This window comes from Lysinibacillus parviboronicapiens (assembly GCF_003049575.1).
GTDB classification, from domain to species: domain Bacteria; phylum Bacillota; class Bacilli; order Bacillales_A; family Planococcaceae; genus Lysinibacillus; species Lysinibacillus parviboronicapiens.
The window spans coordinates 1-1,653 of record NZ_PYWI01000077.1 but is presented as its reverse complement, the minus strand read 5'-3'; the positions used below and the strand labels follow the sequence as shown (position 1 = coordinate 1,653).

Genomic DNA, 1,653 nt, shown 5'->3' with positions numbered 1-1,653 from the left:
TTGAGTTTGCCTACAGTCTTTTTTCTTTTACAATGAAATAAAGTAAAGCCGTTGATTTCCACTACGGGCGGACGCTTTCCGCGGGCGGGGTCGAGCTGCTTCCCTCGCTTCGCTCAGTCCAGGATCTCGACTTTCCCGCTTTTCCCGCAGGAGTCGCCGCCCTTCGTTCCAATCAACTTCTACATAAAGTACTCCATCTACATAGGGTGTTGAAAAGTAAATTTTTGAGGTGATAAACGATGATGACGAAGAATCAAACCAATGAACGTGAACAATTAGAAATGTTAACGATTGATCAATTAGTTCCCCAAGATCATTTAGTGCGAAAACTAGAGGCTGCTATTGATTTTTCATTTATCTATCCCTTAGTAGAAAATCTCTATTCACCTAATGGGCGTCCAAGTATTGATCCTGTCGTTCTCTTCAAAATGACGTTTATTCAATATGTTTTTGGAATTCGCTCCATGCGTCAAACGATCAAAGAAATTGAAACGAATATGGCGTATCGCTGGTTTTTAGGATTTGGTTTCCATACAGAAGTCCCGCATTTCTCTACCTTCGGTAAAAATTATGCCCGTCGCTTTCAAGACACCGATATATTTGAACAGATTTTCTATCGTATATTAAAAGAGATTATGCATCAAGGACTCCTCCATGCAGACCATTTATTTATCGATTCTACGCATGTGAAAGCGAGTGCGAATAAACGAAAGTATGATAAAAAGGTCGTGCGAAAAGAAACACGGGCTTATGAAGAGAAACTTCAATTAGAGTTAAATATTGATCGTGAGGAACACGGAAAAAAGCCCTTCCCCCCGGAGAAGTTTGAAAAAGAAGAATGGAAAGAAATAAAGGAAAGCACTACAGACCCTGAAAGTGGGTATTACGTGAAGGATGAACGTACGAAACAGTTTGCGTATTCCTTTCATGCAGCGACAGATGAAAAGGGCTTTGTATTGGGTGCCATTGTGACTCCGGGAAATGTGCACGATAGCCATGTATTGCAGCCACTTGTTCAAAGGGTCATTCAAAACGTTCAAAAACCAATCGCCGTTGCGGCAGATGCAGCCTATAAAACACCAGCGATTACGAACTTTTTATTAGAGAATCAAATGTTGCCTGTTCTTCCATATACACGTCCTAAAACCAAAGATGGATTCTTCCGAAAGCACGAGTATATATATGACGAGCACTATAATTGTTATCTTTGCCCACAAGGGCAGATATTGGAGTATGCGACAACGACGAGGGAAGGCTATCGGCAATATAAATCGAATCCTTTGATTTGTGCTAAGTGTCCAAGCCTTTCCCAATGTACAGAAAGTAAGAATCATCAAAAACTCATTCAACGCCATATTTGGGAGTCGTATGTGGAAGAAGCTGAACATTTACGCCATTCTTATGACATTAAACAAATCTATGCAAAGCGCAAAGAAACGATTGAGCGTGTCTTTGCAGATGCAAAGGAAAAGCATGGAATGCGATGGACAACCTTAAGAGGTCTTAAAAAATTGTCCATGCAGGCGATGCTTACTTTTGCTGCCATGAATTTAAAGAAACTGGCTACTTGGACGTGGCAGACAGCTTAAGAGAGCATCTATGCTCGAAGAGTATGTTGGATACGGCAGTAATTTACCAAATATTAAAAATGAA

At 40.7% G+C, this 1,653-nt stretch carries 1 protein-coding gene; it reads left to right on the top strand.

Features of this window, described 5'->3' with window-relative positions:
* Positions 1-239 precede the first annotated feature (239 nt).
* Complete coding sequence (locus tag C9J35_RS23005; RefSeq protein WP_107927138.1) at positions 240-1,589, top strand: IS1182 family transposase; 1,350 nt, start codon at positions 240-242, stop codon at positions 1,587-1,589.
* The last annotated feature ends 64 nt before the right edge of the window (positions 1,590-1,653 follow it).